Origin of the sequence: Mesonia maritima (assembly GCF_042433895.1) — a bacterium.
Classification (GTDB): domain Bacteria; phylum Bacteroidota; class Bacteroidia; order Flavobacteriales; family Flavobacteriaceae; genus Mesonia; species Mesonia maritima.
In genome coordinates this window covers 113589-136773 of the sequence record NZ_JBHLUA010000005.1, presented here as the reverse complement: position 1 = coordinate 136773, position 23185 = coordinate 113589, and the positions used below count along the sequence as shown (strand labels likewise).

The following is a 23185-nucleotide window of genomic DNA, read 5'->3' as shown; positions in this document are numbered from 1 at the left end:
AAACTTAACTTTAAATAAAAAAGTTGCAGGATGGAATATCTTAATAGAGAAAAGATAGAAGATTTAGAAAAATTATTTCGCGTAAACCTAATTAACAGTTTAAGCGGTTACAAATCGGCTAACTTAATTGCCACAAAATCTAAAGATGAAATTACGAACGTGGCAATTTTTAGTTCGGTTATACATTTAGGAAGCAATCCGCCCTTGCTCGGTTTTATTTTACGACCCACTTCTGTCGACAGAAACACCTACGATAATTTGGTTTCTACGCAGCAATTTACGGTAAATCACGTCCATAAAGATATTATAGAAGAAGCACATCATACTTCCGCAAAATACGACGGAACCGTTTCTGAATTCAACAAAACCAATTTAACTGAAGAATATAAAAAGAACTTTTACCCGCCATTTGTAAAAGAAGCAAAAATTCAAATCGGTTGTAAAATGGTCAATTATTATTTCATAAAAGAAAACGACTGCCGACTTATAATTGGAGAAATAGAACATCTTTTTTTCGATGAAAACATTCAGCAAGAAGACGGTTGGCTTAATCTCGAAAAAGCAGAAAGTGTTGCCATAAATGGTTTAGATGGTTATGCAGAAACACATCTTTTAGACCGCTTTGCTTACGCGCGACCCGATGAAAAAGTTACTTCTATTTCGAACGAAAAAAAATAGCACTTCAATATTAAAGTAAACCACAGAATATTTAAATCTTGATTATCCAGTTGTAGTAAAAAATGCCTGAAAAACAAAAGCAATCCTGTAATGTAGTTTGGTTTAGAAACGATTTGCGAATTCATGATAATTCATCGCTCACCAATGCAATGAAAACTTCTAAAAAAGTAATTGCGGTTTATTGTTTCGACCCAAGAAATTTTGAAGAAACTGAATTCGGCTTTAAAAAAACAGAGAAATTTAGAGCGCAATTTTTACTAGAAACCGTAAAAAACCTTCAGCAGAATTTAAAAGAAAAGCTGAATGTAGATTTATTTTTATATCACGATTATCCTGAAAAAGTTTTTAAATCTTTAGCTGAAAAATATTCAATTGAAGAAATTTTTCTACAAAAAGAGTGGACGCAAGAAGAAATCTATATTCAGCAAAAAGTTGCAGAAATTCTACCGAAAGTAAAATTTAAGGAAAGCTATAATCAGTTTTTATTTCACCCGGAAGATATTCCGTACGAGAATTTTCAAAACATTCCTGAAGTATTTACCAACTTTAGAAAAAAATGCGAATATCACGTAAATGTCCGTCCGCCAGAAAGTTTACCTCAACCTCAAGATGAAAATTTTCTCGGAGAAAACACAACTACAATTCCAACCTTAGAAAATTTAAGTTTACAAAATTTTCAAATAGATTCGCGAAGCGCTTTTACGTTTAAAGGTGGCGAAGATGAAGCGCTAAAAAGAATTCAGCATTATTTTTGGAAAACGTGTCAACTGCAACATTATAAAGAAACGCGCAACCAACTTTTAGGAGCAGATTACAGTTCTAAACTTTCGGCTTGGTTAGCAAACGGAAGTATTTCAGCAAAAACAATTTATTGGGAAGTTAAAAAATTTGAAAAGCAAATTGAAAAAAATGACAGTACGTATTGGTTAATTTTCGAATTAATTTGGCGCGATTTTTTTAAATATATTTCCTTAAAACACGGCAATAAAATTTTTCAGCTCAGCGGAATTTTAAACAAAAAACTCGATTGGAATTACGATAAAAAAACGCTCCAAAATTGGATTAACGGAGAAACAAAAGAGCCTTTTGTAAATGCAAATATGAAAGAAATTGCCACAACTGGTTTTATGAGCAATCGCGGCAGGCAAAATGTAAACAGTTTTTGGGCGAAAGAATTAAAACAAGATTGGCGAATTGGCGCCGCGTATTTTGAAAGTTTATTGGTCGATTATGATGTCCACAGCAATTGGGGAAACTGGATGTATAATAGTGGCGTGGGTAACGATCCACGCGATCGAAAATTTAATATTCAAAGTCAAGCAAAACGCTACGATCCTAACCAGAAATATCAACAAACTTGGTTAGGCGGACAAAAAGAATTGTTTTAATATGAAAAAACTTCGGCTTCTCCTTGGCGATCAACTAAACCACAAACATTCTTGGTTTTCTTCAACCGATAAAAATACCATTTATTTTTTAGCAGAAATGCGTCAAGAAACCGATTATGTAACGCATCACATTCAGAAAATTGTAGCGTTTTTTGCTTCAATGCGGAATTTTTATCAGCACTTAAAAGAAAAAGGACATCAAGTAATTTATTATGAAATTGATGCTAAAGAAAACAAACAAGATTTAGTTGAAAATCTTCAGCAACTCATCAATAAATATGAAATTGAAAAGTTTGAATATCAATTGCCCGATGAATATCGTTTAGATGAACAACTTAAAGATTTCTGTACCGATTTAGAAATTGAAACTGAAGTTTTCGACACCGAACATTTTTATACTTCCCGAACCGATTTAACTGAATTTTACAAAGGAAAAAAAGAAATGACCATGGAATATTTTTACCGCGATATGCGAAAAAAATATTCTATTTTAATGCAAAATGAAAAAAATCCTGAAGGCGGAAAATGGAATTTCGATAAAAGCAATCGCAAAAAATGGAAAGGAAAACCGGAGATTCCACACGAAAAAGGTTTTAGAAAAGATGTGTCAACAATCGTGAAACAAATTGAAGCGCAAAAAATTAAAACCATTGGAGCGATTCAAGAAAAAAATTTTAACTGGCCAACTTCTCGTCCCGATTCTCTAAAAGTACTGAATTATTTTTGTAAAAACCTTCTACCCTATTTTGGCGATTATCAAGATGCGATGCATACCGAACAATTTTATCTTTTTCATTCCCGGCTTTCTTTCGCGATGAATTCTAAAATGCTTTCGCCTCAAGAAGTGATCGAAAAAGTAATTAATACGTATCATGAAAATAAAGAAGAAATCGATATTTCTCAAGTTGAAGGTTTTGTTCGGCAAATTTTAGGTTGGCGTGAGTATATGCGCGGAATTTATTGGAAAGAAATGCCGGGTTACCGAAGAAGTAACAAACTGGATAATCAAAATTCATTGCCTGATTTTTATTGGAATGCTAACACAAAAATGAATTGTTTGCATCACGCTATCAAGCAAAGTTTAGAGGAAGCTTACGCGCATCACATTCAGCGATTAATGATCACGGGGAATTTTGCTTTACTCACGCAAGTACATCCCGACGAAGTTGACGCTTGGTATTTAGGAATTTATATTGACGCGATACAATGGGTAGAAATGCCCAACACCCGCGGAATGAGCCAATTTGCCGATGGTGGAATTGTCGCTACAAAACCCTATGTTTCCAGTGGAAGTTACATTAATAAAATGAGCAATTATTGTAAAGACTGTCATTATAATGTCAATAAAAAAGAAGGCGAAAACGCTTGTCCATTCAATTCACTTTACTGGAATTTTCTAGCGGAAAAAAGAGCGCATTTTAAAGATAATCAACGAATGAATATGATGATGAGCGTACTTGACAAAATGAATAGTGAAACCTTAAAGAAACATCAAAAAAGAGCACAAAAAATTATCGAAAATCCAAATCATTATTAAAACTTAGTTAATTCAGCGTTAAAGAATATCGTGGCAAAAAGCGATTTTACTACTTTTATTTCGACTAATCAAAACAAAAATTGTCATGAGAGATTTAATTTGGCTTATTGTCGTAATTCTTATTATTGGTTGGCTAATCGGGTATTTTGGTTTTGGCGAAGCGGTAGGAAGTTTAATTCATATTCTTTTAGTTCTTGCCATTATCGGAATTCTTTATAGATTAGCAACAGGTAGAAGACCTTAAATTTATAATTAACTAAAATCAAAAATTATGAAAAAATTATTTTTAATCCTATTTTGTATGGGAACGTTAGCTACAACTTTTACAAGCTGTAGAGAAGAAAGCACAGGTGATAAAGTTGAAGATGCTGCAGAAGACGTTGCAGATGATGTAGAAGATGCAGTAGATTAATTTCTATCGCTTTATAATCAAATCATAAACCTCTTGAGAATATCAAGAGGTTTTTTTATTTTTAACGCTCAAATCTTTTTTCATGAAAAGTAAATCGCTATTGCTTTTGTGTTGTCTTTCTTTATTTATTTTTAGTTGTAAGAATAAATCAACTCCTTCTTCCGAAGCGGAAGAAAAAACTCCCCAAAAAGAAAATATTCTACAAAAAGTTGCAAACGCCCACGGAATAGAAAACTGGTCTAAAATTAAAGAACTTCAATACACATTTAACGTAGATCGAGATAGTAGTCATTATGAACGTTCGTGGAAATGGCAACCGAAAGAAAATAAAGTTGAAATGCTTAGTTCTACCGATACGGTAAGTTACACCAGAACAACGATGGATAGTTTGGCTACAAAAGCAGATCAAGCTTTTATAAATGATAAATACTGGTTGCTTTTTCCTTATCAATTAGTTTGGGACGAAGGTTTTTCGCATTCCGTAAAAAAAGATATCTCGGCGCCCATAAGTCAACAAAAGCTTGCTGAAATTACTATTGAATATAACAATGAAAAAGGCTATACGCCGGGCGATACTTATAAAATTTATGTGGATAAAAACTATATAATTCAAGAATGGGCTTTTTATCCAAAAGGAAAAAACGAACCAGCTTTAGTAAGTACGTGGGAAGATTACCAAACGTTAAACGGATTAAAAATTGCGAAAATGCATAAAAATGAATCGGGCTCTTTTAAACTTTACTTTTCAAATCTTGAAATACAATAATTCATTCTAAAACCAACTCACTTATTATTCCTAAATTTGTAGGAAATCTATTTTTGAAGATTATAAAATGACAACAGCTACATACGAAAACACTTTGGCTTTCGCTAAAGAACAAGATCAAAACGACCCTTTACACAAATTCAGAAAAGAATTTCATATTCCTACTGATAAAAACGGGAAAGAACACGTTTATCTCTGCGGAAATTCACTTGGCTTACAACCAAAAAACACCCAAAAATATATTCAAGAAGAATTAAATGATTGGAGCAAATTTGGTGTAGAAGGTCACACCGAAGCAAAACACCCTTGGATGCCTTACCACGAATTTTTAACCGAAAAAATGGCAAAAATTGTTGGTGCAAAACCAAGTGAAGTGGTAATGATGAATACGCTTACTACCAATCTTCATTTAATGATGGTTTCGTTTTACAGACCAACTTCAAAAAAATATAAAATTGTTATCGAGAGTGACGCGTTTCCTTCAGATAAATATGCAGTAGAATCGCAATTAGATTTTCACGGATTTGATAAAAAAGAAGGTTTAATTTTATGGAAGCCAAGAAAAGGTGAAGAACTTTGCCGTTTTGAAGATCTTGAAAAAATTATGGAAGAACACGGCGATGAAATTGCTTTATTACTCATCGGTTCTACAAATTATTACACAGGTCAATCATTTCCTATAAAAAAAATAACTGAACTCGGTCATCAACACAATGCTAAAGTAGGAATTGATCTTGCGCACGGTGCGGGAAATATTCAACCAAATTTGCACGAAAACGGACCCGATTTTGCGGTTTGGTGTTCGTATAAATATTTAAATAGCGGTCCAGGAAGTTTGGGCGGCTGTTTTGTCCACGAGCGTCACGCTAACGATTCTAACTTAAAACGTTTTGCGGGTTGGTGGGGACATAACAAGCAAACTCGTTTTAATATGCGCCAAGAATTTGATCCAATTCCCGGGGCTGAAGGTTGGCAATTAAGTAATCCACCAATTTTATCGATGGCGGCAATTCGAGCTTCCTTAGATTTATTTGATGAAGCCGGATTTGATAACATCAGAAAAAAATCGGTTGAATTAACTGGATATTTAGAATTTCTGCTGCAAGAAATTGAAGGCGATCAAATTGAAATTATCACGCCTAGAAATCCTGAAGAAAGAGGTTGCCAACTTTCTATAAAAGTTAAAAATGCTAATAAAGAATTATTCAATAAGTTAATGAATGCCGGCGTAATAGCTGACTGGCGAGAACCTAACGTGATTAGAATTGCCCCTGCTCCTATTTATAATTCTTATGAAGATGTCTATAATATGGTTTCAATTTTAAAAGAATTACTCTAATGGAAAAGCAAGAAAAAATCTTAATTATTGGCGCAGGTTTATGTGGTTCTTTACTTGCATTACGATTAGCACAACGAGGCTATGAAATTGATTTAGTTGAAAAAAGACCAGATTTAAGAAAAACCGATATCGCAGCCGGCAGATCTATAAACCTAGCTTTTTCAAACCGCGGAATTAAAGCTATGAAATTAGTCGGTTTAGAGAAAAAAGCACTCGATATTTGTATTCCGATGAATGGGAGAATGATTCACAATACTGAAAGTGAAACTTTTTTATCACCTTACAGTGGTTTAGAAGAAGAATATATAAATTCCATTTCCAGAACAGATCTTAACGCGTTGTTACTTGATGAAGCTGAAAAAATGCCTAACGTAACAATTAGCTTTAATAAAGAATGTAAAAAAGTTAATTTAAAAGAAGGAAGCGCAGAATTTCAAGATTATAATACCAAAGAAAAAATTACCAAAACCGGTTCAATTGTTATTGGTACCGATGGCGCAGGTTCTTCTTTACGAAAAAGTATGATGGAAGACCACGGATTTTTATTCAGTTTTAGTCAAGATTATTTGCAACATGGCTATAAAGAGTTATCCATTTTAGCTGATAAAAACGGCGATTTTCAACTTTATAAAAACGCTTTACATATTTGGCCGAGAGGAGAAAATATGGTAATTGCGTTACCAAATTTAGATGGAAGCTTTACCGTAACGCTTTTCCTTTCTTATGAAGAAGGCGAATACAACTTCAAAAATTTAACTTCAGCAGAAAAAGTAGAAGAATATTTTGAAAAAAATTATCCCGATGCCTTAAAACTAATGCCAAATTTAGCTGAAGAGTTTTTTGAAAACCCCACCGGACCGTTAGGAACCGTAAAATGTTCACCTTGGCATAGCTACGGAAAAACACTTTTAATGGGTGATGCCGCGCACGCGATTGTTCCATTTTATGGACAAGGAATGAACGCTTCTTTTGAAGATGTAGTGGTTTTCGATGAAATTTTGAATAATCATACCGGCGATTGGAACGAAACTTTTAAACGCTACCAAAAAGAGCGTAAAAAAGATACCGACGCCATCGCAGATTTAGCGATCGATAATTTTTACGAAATGAAAGAACACACTGCAGCGCCAATTTTTCAGCAAAAAAGAAAATTAGAAACCGCCTTGGAAGAAGAATTTCCGGCAGAATATTCTTCAAAATATCGCTTGGTAACTTTTCAAGAAGAAATCGGTTATCAAGAAGCGATGCAACGTGGTCGAGCACAAGATAAAGCAATGTTGAAATTAATTGCCGAAGGTAAAATTTCAGACGATATTTCAATGAAAGAAAAATTAAAACTAGTAAAAAAAGAAACGCAACATATTTTAGAAAACGACGAATTAACTTCGTTGTAAAAAACAAGATTTAGTTTTACTATTTTTTTGTAGTAAACTACCTCGTGGCAAGCCCACGAGGCATTTGCTAGAAACAAATTTTCAATTTCAAGGCAAGCCTTAAGGTATTAAACCCTTTGGTAGCGCCAATCAACTAAAACCAAAAGAATGACAAATCAAGAAATAGCAGAAATTTTAGACCAAGCTGCCAGGCAGGCAAAACCTACCAAACAAATGGCAGAAGCGCACAAAGTTTCACTAGATGCAGCTTATGATATTCAACGAATTTCCATCGGAAAAAGAATAGATCGCGGAGAACAAGTAACCGGTTTTAAACTTGGTTTTACCAGCCGTGCAAAAATGGAACAAATGGGCGTTCACGACCTTATTTGGGGAATTTTAACTGACGAAATGAAAATTAATCCTGATGAAGAAGTAGATTTAAATCGCTGGATTCATCCACGTGCCGAACCGGAAATCGCTTTCAGAATTAGTAAAGACATTGAAGAGTCAATCAGTTTAAACGACATTCCTAATTATATCGATAAAATGGCTCCGGCCTTAGAAATTATTGATTCTCGCTATGAGAATTTTAAATTTTCGTTGGAAGATGTGGTGGCAGATAATTGCTCTTCTACCGGTTATGTAATTGGCGATTGGCAAGATTTAAAAACTGAAATTAGCGATCTTTCTATCGATTTAAATATTAATAAAGAAGCCGTTCAACAAGGAAAAACAGCCGCTATTTTAAACAATCCCCTTCAATCTGTTGTAGAATTAAGTAGATTGGCTTCCAAAGCAGATTTAGTAGTTAAAAAAGGACAGGTAGTGTTAGCTGGCGCGGCAACGGCTGCTGTTTACCTTGATAAAAACCAAACTATTGAAGCAAATATTGAAGCGTTAGGAAGCGTTTCATTCAAAACAAAATAATTTTGAGAACTGAAAAAAATAACTCTCAAATCTAGTATATAAAAACCGAAGTATGAGTACAGGAAAAGTAATTGAAGGAAAAGCAAAACCAAGAGGAAAATTTCCGCACGTAAAACGCGTAGGCGATTTTATCTATGTTTCAGGAACGAGCTCAAGAAGACCCGATAATTCTTTTGAAGGTGTTGAAGTTGATGAGTTTGGAACCACAAATCTTGACATCCGTAAACAAACCGCCGCGGTATTAGAAAATATTGACAGTATTTTAAAAGAAGAAGGCGCGAGTCTAAAAGATGTAGTCGATGTCACTACTTTTCTGGTTAATATGAACGATTTTAAAGGCTATAATGAAACCTATGGAGAATTTTTTGAACCAGAAACCGGCCCAACAAGAACAACTGTAGCGGTTCATCAATTGCCTCATCCGCATTTATTAATTGAAATAAAAGCTATTGCCTATAAAAAACAAGCTTACGCCGGACATTAATTTTTCTACGTAAGAAAATATATAAAATCCCGTAGGAAATTTTCTTACGGGATTTTTTTAATAGAACTGTTTCCAAATAAAATTCACGACTTCCGTAGAATAATTAAACGGAATTATATATAGCAAGCACAGAAAATGGAAAAAAGAAAAAATTCCTACTAATATAAAATTCATTTTATTTCTATAACCTATAATAAACGAGCTTAAAATTAGAATTGATATAATAGTAATTATCAAAAATCGATTAGGAACAATGTAATAACCTCCACTACAAAGTTTAGGCTGAAAAATTACGGGAAATAAAATTGAACCAATACCTGCCAAAAAAGTTATCCATACACTATCAAATAAAACCTGGTTTTCTGACTTCCTTCTTAAATAGAAAAGCCACAACAAAATAAAAACATATACAAGTAACGTTGCATAAATTGACGCTGAATAAATTTCATTCAGAAAATAAAAATCTGCAATGAATGTTAATAAAATAGTGAGTAGAATTATTAGAAAAGACGCTAATAAATTTACTTTTAACCAATATAAAAAATGAATTAAAAAATCTTTCATCTTCTAAAAATAAAAAAATTCTAATTAGCATAAGTAATTAGAAACTTACTACTTTCAACTATTGAAATTAATGAATTATAAAATGAAGCATCATAATTCATGAAATTCTATATTTGTAAAAAACGAACACAAAATGCAACGCATTAAAAATTATATAAACGGAAAATTTCAAGAACCTAAAGCTGATAATTGGCTAGATAATTACAATCCATCAAATGGCGAGGTTTACAGTAAAATTCCGAATAGCGATGAAAAAGATATAGAAGAAGCTGTAATTGCTGCAAAAAAAGCTTTTCCGGCTTGGTCAAATTCAACTTTAGAAGATCGGAGTCAAGTGTTGCATAAAATTGCCGATGGAATTGAAAAACGTTTAGTCGAGTTAGCCGAAGCCGAATCTAAAGACAACGGGAAACCACTTTCGCTCGCCTTAACCGTAGATATTCCACGTGCAATGAGCAACTTCCGTTTTTATGCCAACGCATTAACCCAATTTTCCAGCGAAGCGCACGAATCGGTAGGAAAAAACACCATAAATTTTACCTTGCGAAAACCACTAGGCATCGTCGGTTGTATTTCTCCTTGGAATCTCCCACTCTATTTGTTCAGTTGGAAAATTGCACCCGCTTTAGCCGCAGGAAATTGCGTCGTAGCAAAACCTAGCGAAGTTACGCCAATGACGGCTTTTTTATTAGGTGAAATTTGCCAAGAAGCTGGTTTGCCTGAAGGTGTTTTAAATATTGTTCACGGGTTAGGCGCAAATTGTGGACAAGCAATTGTAGAACATCCACAAGTAAAAGCAATTTCATTTACTGGCGGAACAAAAACCGGCGAACATATTGCTCGAACTGCCGCGCCAATGTTTAAAAAATTATCCTTAGAATTAGGCGGAAAAAACCCAAACCTCATCTTTGCCGATTGCAATTATGAAAAAATGCTGAAAACTACAGTAAAATCTTCTTTTGCCAATCAAGGCCAAATCTGTTTATGCGGATCACGAATTTTTGTGGAAGAAAAAATCTATGAAAAGTTTAAAGAAGATTTTGTCGCTGAAGTAAAAAAATTAAAAATAGGAATTCCTTCTGATGCAAAAACCGATATTGGCGCGTTAGTTTCCAAAGAACATTTAGAAAAAGTAAAAAAATACATCGACGAAGCTCCTTCTCAAGACGCAAAAATTTTATGTGGCGGAAATTTGGTAGAAATTAAAAATCACGAAAAAGGGTATTATTTAGAACCTACGGTTATTGAGGTGAAATCGAATCATTGTAAATTAAATCAAGAAGAAATTTTTGGTCCGGTTGTTACGATTATGCCTTTTAAAACTGAAAACCAAGCCTTAGAGTTTGCGAATGATGTTCGGTATGGTTTATCTTCCACGATTTGGACCTCGAATATAGATCGCGCAATGCGTTTAAGCAATTCTATTGAAGCTGGAATTGTTTGGGTAAATACGTGGTTAAATAGAGATTTAAGAACACCATTTGGCGGTGCAAAAGATAGTGGCGTAGGTCGCGAAGGCGGTTTTGAAGCGCTCAAATTTTTTACAGAACCAAAAAATGTTTGCATTAGTTACGAAGCTTACTAAAATTTAAAAAGATGAAAAGAAAATTACGCATAAACGGTCATTCACATTTATTGCCTTATCCAGAAGAAATTCCGCAATTCATGAAAGACAAAGAAATTTTCTGGGTAGATGAAGAGCGAAAATTTATGCTTCAAAAAAATTGGCGAAGACCCGTAACCGATTCCAGCTTTTTCCTAAAAGAGAAATTGGAATGGATGGAGCGTTTTGAAATAGATCACGCAGTTGTTTTAAACCTTTCGCAACTTTATGGAAACGGACTTCGCGTGGAAGAAATGAAAAAAGCCTTGCGTTTTCAAAATGATTTTAATGCAAAAGTTCAGCACGATCATCCTTCAAAATTCACTTGTGGTTTTGTAGTTCACCCGGGATTTGTACAAAGTGCGTTATGGGAAATTGAGCGTTGTGTAGAAGAATTAGATATGCGTTTATTGTGTTTACCAACACATTATATGGATACTATCGGAACTTGGCGTTGCATTTTTGATGAAGAAAATGAGCCGATTTTCGAAATGGCAAGCAAATATAATTTAGCTGTAGAAATTCATCCCTACGATGGCGAGAAGTTCATAAATCTTGAAAATACCGCTTGGCGTTTTCATTTAATTTGGATGTTAGCGCAATGTGCAGATGCTTATCATTTTTTAACTTTAAACGGCTATCCAGACAAATTTCCGAATATGCGTGTTTGTTTTGCACACGGCGGACAATTAGCGCAAATTAATTTAGGGAGAAGAATTCAAGGGTTTGATGGACGACCCGATTTATTTAAAGGAAAAACACATCCTAGAAAATCGGTTGGTCATAAAAATATTTTCTTCGATACATTAGTTCACGATACCGGTTCTTTAAAATTATTGGTAGAGAATCAGAAACCACGACAAATAATTATGGGCTTAGACGATCCCTATCCATTAGGCGAAATGGAAAATGAGCCACAATCATCTTACCCAGGAAAAATTTTAGATTTAGCGGTTGATCGAAATATTATTACGCCTGAGCAATATGATGATATTTGGGAAAATAACGTTATAAAATGGCTGTGTGGCGATGATAAAGCGGAAGAAGAAAAATTATTAAATCGAATTTTATCCTAATGAATTTTTTACCCGAAGAAATTGAAACCTACGCTGAAAATCATTCGCAAAAAGAGCCGGAATTACTAGCGAAATTAAGTCGCGAAACGCATCAAAAAGTTTTACAACCCAGAATGTTGAGCGAACACTTTCAAGGAAGAGTGTTGAGTATGATTTCAAAATTAATTCAACCAAAAACTATTTTAGAAATTGGGACTTATACTGGTTACTCCGCTTTATGTTTAGCGGAAGGAATGCAAAAAAACGGAAAACTAATTACGATTGATAAAAATGAAGAATTAGAAGATTTTCAGAAAAAATATTTTGACCAATCGGAATGGAAAAATCAAATTCAGCAAAAAGTTGGTAACGCGCTAAATATTATTCCGAAGCTAGAAGAAAAATTCGATTTGGTTTTTATTGATGCCGACAAACAAAATTATCCTAACTATTTTGAATTAATTCTACCGAAAATGAACAGTGGCGGTATTATTCTTTCTGACAATGTGTTATGGAGTGGAAAAGTTGTAAAACCGCTTAAAGATAACGATAAAGACACCGCGGCTCTTTTACATTATAATAAACTAATTAATGAAGATGAGCGCGTAGAAAGTGTTTTACTTCCTATTCGAGATGGATTAACCTTAACAAGAGTAAAGTAAACTACCTCGGCGTAAGCCAACGAAGAATCTGTTAGGAATAATAAATAGAAACAAATTTTCAATTTCAAGGCAAGTCTAGGGATGTTAAACCCTTCGGTGGCGCCAATAAATTACATTTCTTCAATAGGATCTTCAGGATTATTTCTGAAATGGTTTTTATCTCGTACAAAATGCTGAACAATGTAGTAGCAAATCACTGCGCAAATAACTCCAATTATTGCACCAGCAAACAAATCACTCGGGTAGTGAACACCTACATAAATTCGACTTGAAGCAAATAAAAGTGGCCAAAGATATAAAACATAAATCCATTTGAATCGATGGCGTAAAACCAAGACTATAAAAGTAGTTATTGCTGTGGAAGTTGAAGTATGCCCAGAAACAAAACTATAATAGGTTGGCTCTTGAAGAATTCTAATAATATCTTGTAATTCTACTACATTGTTGGGTCTCACTCTGGCCACGGAAGCTTTTATTAAACGAGTTAAGCCAAAAGTCATTAAAAAACTTAGCAAATAACCGCCTAAAACAATTAACGCCGATTTCTTGGAATAAGCTTTAACAATTAAAAATACAATTAAAATATATAACGGAATCCAAGTTTCTTCTTGCGTAATTTGAATCCAAAAAGCATCGAAACGCTCAAGGCCTAAACCGTTCAGATAAATAAATAATTCTCTATCCCACTCTTTTAACTGTTCAAACATTAAGGCTTACGCTTTATAGAACCGGTAATTTCTTCGATATCATCTTTTACTTTGCTTACTTCTTCTTTAATATCTTTTCCGCCGCCATGTTCAATATGACGTTCAGCACTTTTACTGATCTCAGATTTAATATCGTTTGTAGCATTTTTTAAGGTTCTCATGCCTTTTCCCAATCCTCTTGCAATTTCAGGGATTTTATCTGCACCAAATACCATCACCAAAATAAAGATAATGAAAGCTACTTCTGGTGTTCCTATAAAAAGTGGAAGAATTATCATAAAGCAAATATAACTAGTTAAATAATCATAAAAAAAGCTGACTCGTTAAAGTCAGCTTAAAAATATATGTTAATTTTTTTAATTTAGTCTTTTGCTTGATTTTCTTTGAATTTTTCAAAATCATTTGGCGTATCTTCTTGTGGCCAGTTGTTGTTTGCCGTATTTACATCAGCAGTTTCCATGTCTGGATCTACCGTAACTTTTACAAGTTCTTTGTCGGTCGCCATTACTCTACTTACTTCAGCATCATTTTTTCTCCAAATTTGTGCAGGATATGTTACACGCTCGGTAGAACCATCTTTATATTCATATTCAACAATTAATGGCATTACTAATCCGCCTGGTTTTTCGAAGGTAATTTCGTAGAAATGATTAGGTACTTTCATGGAAGCACGCTCTGTTTCAGAAAAATTATCCATCATATATTCTTTTAATGTGGGTGCATTTTCTAGCGGACTTTTATTTTTCATTTCTTCCTTAAACTCTTCGCTTCCTTCTTCAACTACATAAACCGCATCTACTTGACTTGGATCTGAAACGCCGTAACGCGCTAAAATTTCTTTTCCTTTTGCCGTTGGCTCGTCGGTTACAAAATAAGATTTTACATCTTTTACCCCAATATCTACATAATCTGTGGTGTAGAACCAACCTCTCCAGAACCAATCTAAATCTACCGAAGAAGCATCTTCCATTGTTCTAAAGAAATCTTCTGGTGTTGGGTGTTTAAACATCCATCTACGTGAATAAGTTTTAAATGCGTAATCGAAAATTTCTTTCCCCATTACTGTTTCACGCAAAATATTTAAAGCCGTTGCGGGTTTTCCGTAGGCGTTATTTCCTAATTGATAAACATTTTCAGGATTACTCATAATTGGAGCGATATGATCTTGGCTTCCTTTCATATAGCTCGTAATTTTTGTAGGCTCTCCTCGTCGAGAAGGGTAATTATCTAGCGGAGCAATTGCTTCGGGATATTTTTTTCCGAATTCTTGTTCTGCCATATATTCTACAAAACTATTTAAGCCTTCGTCCATCCAACCCCATTGACGCTCGTCACTATTTACAATCATCGGAAAGAAATTATGCCCAACTTCATGAATAATTACGCTAATCATTCCGAATTTAGTTCTATCGGTATACGTTCCGTCTTCATTTGGTCTTCCGTAATTCCAGCAAATCATTGGGTATTCCATTCCTTGATTTTTGGCGTGGACAGAAATTGCTTTATGATAAGGATAATCGAATGTATGAGCACTATACGATTTTAACGTATGCGCAACTGCTTTTGTTGAATACTCTTCCCAAAGTGGATTTCCTTCTTTTGGATACAAGGAAACTGCCATTACTTCACGATCACCAATTTTTACATTTTGCATATCCCAGATATATTTTCTAGAACTGGTAAAAGCAAAATCACGTACCATTTCTGCTTCAAACTCCCAAGTTTTGGTTTCGTTTGAGAAATCCTTTTCAGCTTCTATAGCTTCTTCTTCGGTTACAATTAAAACTGGCTTATCGAACGATTCTTTCGCTTGTTCATAACGATTCATCATTTTTTTAGAAAAAACATCTTTTCTATTCTGAAGTTTTCCGGTTGCGTCTAAAATATGATCGGCAGGAACAGTTATTTTTACTTTATAATCTCCAAATGGAAGCGCAAACTCTCCGCTTCCCCAAAATTGTTGATTTTGCCAACCTTCTACATCGTTATAAACTGCCATTCTCGGAAAAAACTGAGCGATTACATAGGCGTAATTTCCATCTTCAGGAAAATATTCATAACCTGATCTTCCGCGATTTACTACGTGATCGTTAATATTATACCACCATTTTATAGAAAATTCAAAATCATCTCCGCTTTCTAAAGGTTCTGGTAAATCTACACGCATCATGGTTTGGTGAATGGTATATTTAAGCGGTTTTCCTTTTTTAGAAACTTCTTCAATATTAAATCCACCGTCAAAAGGTTCAGTCATATGATCTGAAACAAAACTATCGGGTCTGCTTATCGGCGCCATTCCGTTTCCGTTTCGCAAAGGAGATTTACTGTCTTTTGCTCGAACATTTTGGTCTAATTGAACCCACAAATACGTTAATTCTTCAGGGGAATTATTGGTATAGGTGATGGTTTCGTAACCTGAAAGTTTTTGTTCCTTATCATTTAAAGTAACTTCCATTTCATAATCTGCGGTATTTTGGTAATACGCAGGTCCCGGAGCTCCCGATGCCGTTCTATACTGATTTGGAGTAGAAAACTCTTGATATAATTGCTGAAATTTATTTTGATTTACGTGTCCTTTTTCAGGTTCTTTGGCTGTTTCTTCTTCTTTTTCTTGAGCGAAAACTGCTAAAGAAAATAAAGCGAACAATAGATTTACACTAATTTTAAATTTACTCATGAGGTTGATTCTATTATAAATTTATATTTAAAAACTGATGCTTCCTTCCGTGTTATCTTTAAGAAGCATTTTACTTTTGGTTTCGCTACCTTTAGTTATGTGAACTAAATTTTTTTGTTCTTCAAATAAATCTAATAATAACGAATTTGAAACCGAGATGGTTTTAAATTCGTTTACATTAGGAATTTCAAAATAACAAATTATGAGATCATCTTCATAGCGTTTTCCGATGAAATTCATTTTTAATTCCTGATTTTCAATAGAAAACTTCAATTTCTCACTAAAATATCTAGTAATATATTTGTTAACTCGTGGATTTTTTTCGCCTTTAATTAAAGCTAAATCTTTACTATAGCGCTTTTGCAATAAATTTTGAAAATCGTCTACAAATATGCGCGTGATAATTTGCAAACTCTTTTGCTCTGAAGCATAATTTACTTCGGTTACGCTTAAATAAAATTTATGCGCAGAAGTAAAAGCCATAGTTGGCAAAATAAGAAGTAAGAAAATAAATTTTTGAATTTTCATGCGCTATTGCTTGTTTTTCAACTTTCTATATATTTGACTACAATTTTAGCCAACCGTTTAAAAGGTTTGCAATAATACACAAAATCTATCTTGAACGTAAAGGAAATTAGTTAGTCTTCCCAGTTTTTGAACTTTTTATAAGCATTAGCTTCAGCTCTAAAAAATTCGACTAGCGCTAATTTATCGTTTTCAACCAATGTTTTATAAGATTTATCTTTCATAGTGAATAAAATAAAATCTTCATGGTATTCTTCGGGAATTTCTAATTCTTTGCTATAGAAACTCGGCGGAAATTGATGCAACCCCTTTTGAAGCCAACGTTGCTCTATTTCATAATCGCGCTGTCTGTAAAGCATCGCTAATCTACCTGAAATAAGATTGATGATATGATCTACAGAAACTAAACCGGCGCCGGTAGTTGCAGTATGAATTCTTCGTTGCGCTGTAGTTAATTTTGGAGCTGGCAGAGGCAAGCCTACCGATCGCGGATCAAAAACGAAAGTTTCCATTTTTCCGGAATCTTTGTTTAAATCTCCGGTTAAATCGATACTACTTATGTTAACTTCGTTTAGCTGATTAATTTCTAAGAACAGAAAAATTTTATTTACTTCATTTCGAAGCATTTTTTGAGTAACCGTAACTTGATAAGGTTGATATTGAACCGAGGAAAATATAATTTTATCTCCTTCTTTTGCTTCAATCTTAAAACGTCCATCAACTAAATTCGTGCTTCCTATTTCTTGCGTTAGATTGACGATATTTACTTGCGTAGTTTCTATGGAATCGGCATAAATTATTCCTCTAAATTCTTGACCTAAGCAAACCATACTATTAAATAATATGAAAAGGAAGAAATATTTCTGAAGGTTTACTCCCATTTTTTGAAACTAAAATACGCTTGTTTTTTGCTCGTTAAATATTCAATAAATTCAAGTTTATTTGCCGTGGCTACAAATGTTTTAAAAGCGCTATCTTCTGCACAAAAATAAAGGAAATCATCAATATATTTTTCAGGAATAGTTAAATCGCTTACCAAAAATTTAATCGAGACCATATTTTTTGCTTTATAAACAAGCGCATCGAGTTCTGCATATTCTTTCATACGTTTTAGCATAGCTAATCTTCCCGATAAAGCATCGATTAACAATCCTACAGGACCGCCGCTTTGCGCGGTATATAATCTTCTATCTTCCACACTCATTATTGGTGCGGGATTTTGCAAACCAACTGAAGTAGGATCGAAAACATAAACATTCATATTTGCTGCGTCTCTTTTAAGGTCACCCGTTAAATCAATATTACTAATTTTCACTTCGTTAAGTTGATTTACTTCTAAGAACAGAAAAATTTTATTCTCTTCATTTTGAAGCATTTTTTGAGTAACGGTAATTTGATAAGGTTGATATTGAACTGAAGAAAATACAATTTCATCACCTTCTTTTGCTTCAATTTGAAAACGACCATCGGTTAAATTCGTGCTTCCTGTTTCCTGCGTTAAATTGACGATATTTACTTGCGTAGTTTCAATAGAATCGGCATAAATTATTCCTTTAAAAAATTCTTCTTGCGAAAAGCCGAAAGCTGAAATAAATAGAAAAAAGAAAACGTAAATGTGTTTCATAAACTGAATATCTTACCTAAAAGACGATTTCAATTTATGGCTGTTGCATTTTATAGCTTTTGCTTTTTTCAATTAAAAACTCAATCAATTTTAGTTCGTTCCCTTTTTGTAACATTTCGTTGGTGAGCCCATTTTCTTCAGCATAATAAATGAAGTCGTTTATATTCTCGCGTTTAATGTTTAGATTTTCGCGAAAAAATTCATCGTTATACATTTTTCTAACTTCAACATCTACATCTTCTTTGTGCTGCGGTTGTTTTTTATCTTGATAAAATAAACCTCTAAAAATATTCGCAAAATTTAATCCGTTGGTGAGGTACGATTTATCCATCGCAACATTTTCAACTTTAGAATATTTATCGGGACGAAACTCGTAGTCTGTGGTATGAACCATTTTTTCAGAACTTTGTTCAATATAATTTACCTTAGTAGTTTTTATTTTCTGAACATCTACCGAAACATCTCCCGATAAGTTATAAGGTCTTACGGTAACTTCTTCCAATTCAGTTATCGCTTCGTTTACGGTAATAGACATTTTTTTATTTTTTATAATACTCTCATCTACAATCACCGTGAATTCTTGATATTGTAAAGCTGAAAAAATAAGTTTATCATTCTCTTTTACTGGCAACATAAATTCTCCGTATTTATTGGTAATTGTGCCTTCCATACTATTAATGTTATAGACATTAATTCCTTCCGCGGTCATATCGGCTTCCACATTTACTTTTCCTTCAATAAGAACACGGTTTTGGGTTTGTGCAAAAACAGATACGCTGAACAATAAAACACTTAGAATTGTAAGAAATCTTTTCATGATTGAATTTTTAGTTAAATTACCAATAACTTATCTTATAAAAAACCTAAAACGCGTGTAAACTTTTGTTAAAGAAAAGCTTTACAATAAATTTACAAAAAATACCATTATGAACTGCATAATTGCCAGCACATCGACCGTTCACGGAAGTGATTATTTGGCCTATTTAAAAGAGCCTTTACTTGAATTATTTAAAAATGTGAATGAAATTTTATTTATTCCATTTGCTCGACCGGGCGGAATATCGCACGAAAAATATACCGAAAAAGCTAAAAAAGGTTTGGCTTTTCTGAACAAAGAAGTTGTGGGTTTACACGAAAAAGAAAATTTTAAAAAAGCTATTGAAGAAGCCGAAGCAATTTTTACCGGCGGCGGAAATACGTTTGTATTAGTTTCTCAACTTTATACGCACGATCTTATAAAACCCCTACAAAATGTAATTTCTAACGGAATTCCTTATCTAGGAACCAGCGCGGGAAGCAACATTTGCGGAAAAAACATGCGAACCACCAACGATATGCCAATTGTGTATCCGCCAAACTTCAATACCCTAGAAATATTACCGTTCAATATTAATGCACATTATCTAGATCCCGATCCAACTTCAACGCACAAAGGCGAAACACGCGAAACCAGAATTAAAGAATTCCATTCGTACAATGCAATTCCGGTGGTTGGTTTACGGGAAGGAAGTTGGTTAAAAGTTACCGATGACGATATTATTTTGAAAGGAGAATTAAAAGCAAGAATTTTTGAATGTGAAGAAAGCCCGTATGAAATTGCTCCTGAAACTTCTTTAAAAGACCTTCATTAATGGATTATCAAGCCATACTAAATGTAATTGAAAAAGAGCTCGAAAATTTTCATCCCGGCGGAAAAGTCCCAGATTATATTCCCGAGCTTTCTTCGGTTTCGCCCGATAAATTCGGAATGCATCTTTACGGAATAAGCGGTGGTCATTATTGTTTTGGAGATAGCGAAGAAAAATTTTCAATACAGAGTATTTCTAAAGTTTTCACTTTAGCGCTAGCAAAAAAAATTGGTAAAAAAATTTGGCGCCGTGTAGATGTCGAGCCTTCTGGAGATCCATTTAATTCGCTTACGCAGTTAGAGAAAGAAAAAGGAATTCCTAGAAATCCTTTTATTAACGCAGGTTCGTTAGTAGTTGCCGATATATTAATTACGCATTTAGAAAACCCTAAAAAAGATTTACTGGATTTTGTTCGGTTAATTACAAACGACCAAAGCATTGAGTATGATTTTGCCGTAGCGGCTTCAGAAAAAAAACACGGTTATCGAAACATCGCGTTGGTAAATTATATGAAAGCCTTAGGAAATATAGACAATGATGTAGATGAAATATTAGATTTTTATTTTCACCAATGTTCAATTAGCATGTCCACTAAGCAACTAGCAAAAGCATTTATGATTTTTGCCAATGAAGGAAGAATTCTAGAAACCAACGAACGGGTTTTAAAACCCAATAGCGTAAAACGGATAAACGCAATTATGCAGACTTGCGGATTTTACGATGAAGCAGGCGAATTTAGTTTTCGAGTAGGCTTGCCGGGAAAAAGTGGTGTTGGTGGTGGAATTGTAGCTTTGCATCCGCAACAATATTCTGTAGCTGTTTGGAGTCCGTTATTAAATGAAAAAGGAAATTCAGAAAAAGGAATGCGCGCGTTAGAAGAACTCACCACACTCACCGGATTATCAATATTTTAAAACAAAAAAAGCTCGTTAAAATTAACGAGCTTTTTTAGAGCGGGAGACCGGGTTCGAACCGGCGACATTCAGCTTGGAAGGCTGACGCTCTACCAACTGAGCTACTCCCGCATTGCGAAAGCAAATATAAAACTTCTTCTTTTTCTTTTCCAAATAAAAAGCTAATTTTTATTAAAAAGCTCGAAAAGCAACCTAAAAGCCTATGGAGATTTAAGAAATAAGTTCTATTTTTAGCTTTTATTCAACACCAAAAGAATCAACATAATTATGAGCAATAAAAGCGGAAAAATACAAGATATAATCGATAGAAAATTTCTAGAAGAACGCAAAGTTTTTCTATGGGGAGAAGTTGATGATAAAAGTGCAAAACACGTGATGGAGCGTTTGCTTTATTTAGATGCTGAAGGGAAAAAGGATATTGAATTTTTCATTAACAGTCCGGGAGGTTATGTTACGGCAGGTTTTTCGATTTACGACACGATGCGTTCTTTAAAAAGTGACGTTTCTACTATTTGTACAGGTTTAGCCGCGTCTATGGGGTCAATTTTACTTTCAGCAGGAACAAAAGGAAAACGTTTTATTCAGCCTCACGCGAAAGTAATGATTCACCAACCTAGTGGGGGAGCGAGAGGACAAGCTTCTAATATTGAAATTCAGGCGCAAGAAATTTTGAAAACCAAAGAATTAAGTGCTAAAATTCTTGCTGAAAACTGCGGACAATCGGTTGAAAAAGTAATGAAAGATTTCAACAGAGATTATTGGATGGATGCACAAGAATCACTGGATTACGGAATTGTAGACGAAATTTATAAAAAATAAACTCCGATGGAAAAACCTATAAAGCATAAAGAAAATCACACCAATGGTTTGTTTTATATGGAAGATGAGAACGGAATTATCTGTGAACTCACGTATGTAAAAAAAGATAATAATGTTCTTGTTATAGATCATACCCAAACAAAACCGGAATTGGAAGGGAAAGGTTTGGCCTCGAAATTATTGGATCATACTGTAAATTACGCACGTGCAAACGGTTTTAAAATTGATCCACTTTGTCCGTTTGCTGAAGTGAAATTTGATGAAATTGAAGCGTACCAAGACGTAAGAATCTAATGAAATTAGAAAGTATAAAACAAGTTTCAGTAGAAGATATTTTACCGATACGGCAAGAAGTACTCCGCCCCGGAAAGGCTGTTGAAACTTGTTTTTTTGAAAATGATAAAGCTGAAGAAAGTGTTCATTTCGGCTATTTTTTAGATGAAAAAATTGCGGGAATCGCTTCTGTTTTAAAAGACAGCTCACAAGAATTCGCTGAAAAAAATCAATTTCGATTACGAGGAATGGCAGTTCTTCCTTCTTATAGAAATTATGCTATTGGTAAAAAACTTCTTCAGCATTCAGAAAAATATTGCATCGAAAAAAATGCAGATTTGCTTTGGTTTAACGCACGTGAGAAAATAGTTCCGTTTTATAAAAAATATGCCTTTCAGATAAAAGGTTCAATTTTTGAAATTCCCACGGTAGGACCGCATCAACTCATGGTTAAATTTTTTAAATAAATGAAGCGAGAAGAATTTATAAAATCGTCGGTAGCATTTTCGATGCTAAGTTTGTTGCCTATAAATTCTATAGCTTCAGTGTTTAATTCTACAACAGAATTTCCGGAAAATGAATTATTAGGAATCGCCCGTCCGGTTTTAAAAGGAGATGGTTTTTCATTGAGAGAAGAAGCGGCTTCTGCGTTTGAAAAAATGAAAGAAAAAGCTGCAAATGAAGGAATAGATATAAAAGTAGTTTCAAGCTACCGAAGCTTTGCGCATCAAAAAAGAATTTGGCAGCGAAAATATAAACGCTACATCGACCAAAATTTATCCCCTGAAGTTGCCATTTCAAAAATAATCGCCTATTCTACAATTCCGGGAACTTCTCGCCACCATTGGGGAACTGAGATTGATATTATTGATGGAAACAGTAAACATCCAAAACATGTACTTCAGCCTAAAAACTTTTATGAAAACGGTCCGTATACTAAGCTAAAAAATTGGATGGATAAAAATAGTGAAGAATTTGGCTTTCACCTTGTTTATACAAATAATGAAGACAGAAAAGGTTTTAAACACGAACCTTGGCATTTTTCGTATAAACCAACATCGCAACACATGCTAAAAGAATATTTAAAATTGAATATAAAAGAAAAATTAAAGCACTTAAATTTAATTGGAAGTGAGCATTTTTCAGATACATTTATTCAACAATATATTCAAGAAAACATTTGTTCGATAAACCCTGCACTTTTACCCTAACAAATAATAATTCTAA

General features: G+C 33.9%; 25 protein-coding genes and 1 tRNA gene. 18 read left to right on the top strand and 8 right to left on the bottom strand.

The window, feature by feature from the left end:
- The first annotated feature begins 30 nt into the window (after positions 1–30).
- The 12 genes from ACFFGL_RS03980 to ACFFGL_RS03925 all read left to right on the top strand — a co-directional run bounded on the left by ACFFGL_RS03980 (position 31) and on the right by ACFFGL_RS03925 (position 12791).
- A complete protein-coding gene (locus ACFFGL_RS03980; RefSeq protein ID WP_309728400.1) occupies positions 31–678 on the top strand; it encodes a flavin reductase family protein in 648 nt (215 codons plus the stop codon).
- Between the two features lie 62 nt (positions 679–740).
- A complete protein-coding gene (locus ACFFGL_RS03975) occupies positions 741–2066 on the top strand; it encodes a DASH family cryptochrome (RefSeq protein WP_309728401.1) in 1326 nt (441 codons plus the stop codon).
- Between the two features lies 1 nt (position 2067).
- The gene (locus ACFFGL_RS03970) at positions 2068–3603 is read left to right on the top strand and encodes a cryptochrome/photolyase family protein (RefSeq protein ID WP_309728402.1); all 1536 of its coding nucleotides are present in this window, start codon (positions 2068–2070) and stop codon (positions 3601–3603) included.
- Between the two features lie 85 nt (positions 3604–3688).
- Positions 3689–3847, top strand: coding sequence for a lmo0937 family membrane protein (locus tag ACFFGL_RS03965; protein WP_027886202.1), 159 nt, complete (start codon positions 3689–3691; stop codon positions 3845–3847).
- 250 nt (positions 3848–4097) lie between these two features.
- Positions 4098–4781: a hypothetical protein gene (locus tag ACFFGL_RS03960; protein ID WP_309728403.1), complete on the top strand. Its 684-nt coding sequence runs from the start codon at positions 4098–4100 to the stop codon at positions 4779–4781.
- 67 nt (positions 4782–4848) lie between these two features.
- Entirely contained in the window at positions 4849–6120 is a 1272-nt protein-coding gene (kynU, locus tag ACFFGL_RS03955; RefSeq protein WP_309728404.1) for a kynureninase, read from the top strand.
- The gene (locus ACFFGL_RS03950) at positions 6120–7514 is read left to right on the top strand and encodes an FAD-dependent oxidoreductase (RefSeq protein ID WP_309728406.1); all 1395 of its coding nucleotides are present in this window, start codon (positions 6120–6122) and stop codon (positions 7512–7514) included. The genes kynU and ACFFGL_RS03950 overlap by 1 nt, the downstream gene beginning before the upstream one ends.
- Before the next feature lie 147 nt (positions 7515–7661).
- Positions 7662–8423, top strand: a complete 762-nt coding sequence (locus tag ACFFGL_RS03945) for a 2-keto-4-pentenoate hydratase (protein WP_309728408.1) — start codon at positions 7662–7664, stop codon at positions 8421–8423.
- 52 nt (positions 8424–8475) lie between these two features.
- Complete coding sequence (locus tag ACFFGL_RS03940) at positions 8476–8907, top strand: RidA family protein (protein WP_309728410.1); 432 nt, start codon at positions 8476–8478, stop codon at positions 8905–8907.
- Between the two features lie 697 nt (positions 8908–9604).
- On the top strand, positions 9605–11056 hold the full coding sequence (locus ACFFGL_RS03935) for an aldehyde dehydrogenase (protein ID WP_309728411.1): 1452 nt from the start codon (positions 9605–9607) through the stop codon (positions 11054–11056).
- Between the two features lie 11 nt (positions 11057–11067).
- Positions 11068–12150, top strand: a complete 1083-nt coding sequence (locus tag ACFFGL_RS03930; protein WP_309728413.1) for an amidohydrolase family protein — start codon at positions 11068–11070, stop codon at positions 12148–12150.
- Positions 12150–12791, top strand: a complete 642-nt coding sequence (locus tag ACFFGL_RS03925) for an O-methyltransferase (RefSeq protein ID WP_309728415.1) — start codon at positions 12150–12152, stop codon at positions 12789–12791. The genes ACFFGL_RS03930 and ACFFGL_RS03925 overlap by 1 nt, the downstream gene beginning before the upstream one ends.
- A gap of 110 nt (positions 12792–12901) precedes the next feature.
- On the opposite strand, the gene ACFFGL_RS03920 is transcribed toward ACFFGL_RS03925, so the two are convergent.
- From ACFFGL_RS03920 to ACFFGL_RS03890, 7 genes are all read right to left on the bottom strand, one after another.
- Positions 12902–13498: a phosphatase PAP2 family protein gene (locus tag ACFFGL_RS03920; protein ID WP_309728417.1), complete on the bottom strand. Its 597-nt coding sequence runs from the start codon at positions 13496–13498 to the stop codon at positions 12902–12904.
- On the bottom strand, positions 13498–13776 hold the full coding sequence (locus ACFFGL_RS03915; protein WP_309728419.1) for a Sec-independent protein translocase subunit TatA/TatB: 279 nt from the start codon (positions 13774–13776) through the stop codon (positions 13498–13500). Before ACFFGL_RS03915 ends, ACFFGL_RS03920 begins: the two co-directional genes overlap by 1 nt.
- A gap of 83 nt (positions 13777–13859) precedes the next feature.
- Positions 13860–16175 carry a M1 family metallopeptidase gene (locus ACFFGL_RS03910; protein WP_309728420.1) on the bottom strand — a complete coding sequence of 772 codons (2316 nt, stop codon included), beginning with the start codon at positions 16173–16175 and terminating at the stop codon, positions 13860–13862.
- 27 nt (positions 16176–16202) lie between these two features.
- Positions 16203–16703, bottom strand: a complete 501-nt coding sequence (locus ACFFGL_RS03905; RefSeq protein WP_309728422.1) for a DUF6702 family protein — start codon at positions 16701–16703, stop codon at positions 16203–16205.
- Between the two features lie 110 nt (positions 16704–16813).
- Complete coding sequence (locus ACFFGL_RS03900) at positions 16814–17581, bottom strand: peptidase associated/transthyretin-like domain-containing protein (RefSeq protein ID WP_309728424.1); 768 nt, start codon at positions 17579–17581, stop codon at positions 16814–16816.
- A complete protein-coding gene (locus tag ACFFGL_RS03895; protein ID WP_309728426.1) occupies positions 17572–18324 on the bottom strand; it encodes a peptidase associated/transthyretin-like domain-containing protein in 753 nt (250 codons plus the stop codon). Before ACFFGL_RS03895 ends, ACFFGL_RS03900 begins: the two co-directional genes overlap by 10 nt.
- Before the next feature lie 34 nt (positions 18325–18358).
- On the bottom strand, positions 18359–19141 hold the full coding sequence (locus ACFFGL_RS03890) for a carboxypeptidase-like regulatory domain-containing protein (protein WP_309728427.1): 783 nt from the start codon (positions 19139–19141) through the stop codon (positions 18359–18361).
- A 106-nt stretch (positions 19142–19247) separates the two neighbouring features.
- Between ACFFGL_RS03890 and pepE the strand changes: the two genes are divergently transcribed.
- Together pepE and ACFFGL_RS03880 are read left to right on the top strand one after the other, a co-directional pair.
- Entirely contained in the window at positions 19248–19955 is a 708-nt protein-coding gene (gene pepE / locus ACFFGL_RS03885; protein ID WP_309728746.1) for a dipeptidase PepE, read from the top strand.
- A complete protein-coding gene (locus tag ACFFGL_RS03880) occupies positions 19955–20866 on the top strand; it encodes a glutaminase (RefSeq protein ID WP_309728429.1) in 912 nt (303 codons plus the stop codon). Before pepE ends, ACFFGL_RS03880 begins: the two co-directional genes overlap by 1 nt.
- Before the next feature lie 38 nt (positions 20867–20904).
- On the opposite strand, the gene ACFFGL_RS03875 is transcribed toward ACFFGL_RS03880, so the two are convergent.
- Positions 20905–20977, bottom strand: a tRNA-Gly gene (locus ACFFGL_RS03875).
- A 156-nt stretch (positions 20978–21133) separates the two neighbouring features.
- Between ACFFGL_RS03875 and ACFFGL_RS03870 the strand changes: the two genes are divergently transcribed.
- Genes ACFFGL_RS03870 through ACFFGL_RS03855 form a run of 4 tightly spaced genes read left to right on the top strand, consistent with a single transcriptional unit; the run spans position 21134 to position 23169 of the window.
- Entirely contained in the window at positions 21134–21685 is a 552-nt protein-coding gene (locus ACFFGL_RS03870; protein WP_309728430.1) for a ClpP family protease, read from the top strand.
- Between the two features lie 6 nt (positions 21686–21691).
- A complete protein-coding gene (locus ACFFGL_RS03865) occupies positions 21692–21979 on the top strand; it encodes a GNAT family N-acetyltransferase (RefSeq protein WP_309728432.1) in 288 nt (95 codons plus the stop codon).
- The gene (locus tag ACFFGL_RS03860) at positions 21979–22425 is read left to right on the top strand and encodes a GNAT family N-acetyltransferase (RefSeq protein WP_309728434.1); all 447 of its coding nucleotides are present in this window, start codon (positions 21979–21981) and stop codon (positions 22423–22425) included. The genes ACFFGL_RS03865 and ACFFGL_RS03860 overlap by 1 nt, the downstream gene beginning before the upstream one ends.
- The gene (locus ACFFGL_RS03855) at positions 22426–23169 is read left to right on the top strand and encodes a M15 family metallopeptidase (protein ID WP_309728436.1); all 744 of its coding nucleotides are present in this window, start codon (positions 22426–22428) and stop codon (positions 23167–23169) included. It abuts the gene before it with no gap.
- Positions 23170–23185 lie beyond the last annotated feature (16 nt).